The sequence below is a fragment of the Polaromonas sp. P1_E3 genome (assembly GCF_056405935.1).
In genome coordinates this window covers 1-944 of record NZ_JBFUBD010000702.1, presented here as the reverse complement: position 1 = coordinate 944, position 944 = coordinate 1, and the positions used below count along the sequence as shown (strand labels likewise).

Below are 944 nucleotides of genomic sequence, written 5' to 3'. Positions count from 1 at the left end.
TGGTGCCCGTTTGCGCAGTCAGGGCTTCCATCAGCTCCTTGTCGACCGGCTCGCTGCACACCAATGTCGGCGGAACCGGCACGTCGATGTAGTGCTGAGCAATAAACGCTTCCAGCACCAGTGCCTCCAGCGATTTGCCGGCAGGTGCGGGCTCTGGCGCCGCCTCRCCGGCCGCCCCGGCCTGCGCAGCCTGCCTGGCATCCGCATCGATCTCTGCATCCAGCGCTGCTACGTCAGTGGCGTTTTCCACGTGGCTAGGAAAGTAGGCCCGGTCGCCCAGGTGCCGCCCGCCCCGCACCATGGCGAGGTTGACGCAGGCCTTTCCGCCCTGCACTTTCACCGCCAGGATGTCGACATCCTTGTCGCCGCCGATTTCCATCGACTGCTGGTGCAGCACCTTGGACAGCGCCGACATCTGGTTGCGCAGTTCGGCGGCCTGCTCAAACTCCAGCTTGTCGGCATGCACCAGCATCTTCTTTTCGAGTTCAGTCAGTATGTCCTGCGCCTGCCCCTGCAAAAAGCGCTCGGCATTGGCCGTGTCCAGCGCGTATTGCTCAGGTGACACATGGCCGACACAGGGCGCGGAGCAGCGCTTGATCTGGTACAGCAGGCAAGGCCGCGTGCGGTTGTTGAACACCGTGTCTTCACAGGTGCGGAGCCTGAACACCTTTTGCAGCAGCAAGATGGTGTCTTTCACGGCCCACGCACTGGGGTAAGGGCCAAAGTAGCGATGCTTTTTTTCGACCGCACCACGGTAATAGGCAATGCGCGGAAAAGTCGCGGCTGAAGGCGGGGCGCCTTCCTGCGGCACGGCGGCGCCGGTGAGTTTCAGGTAAGGGTAGCTCTTGTCGTCCCGGAACAGGATGTTGAATTTCGGGTTGAGCGTCTTGATCAGGTTGTTTTCCAGCAGCAGTGCTTCAGCTTCCGATCGCACCACCGTGGTT

At 61.7% G+C, this 944-nt stretch carries 1 protein-coding gene; it reads right to left on the bottom strand.

Annotated features, from left to right (window positions below):
- Positions 1-944 (bottom strand): UvrB/UvrC motif-containing protein (locus AC1D0Z_RS22920; RefSeq protein ID WP_477660428.1); only part of this gene is annotated, 944 nt, incomplete at both ends.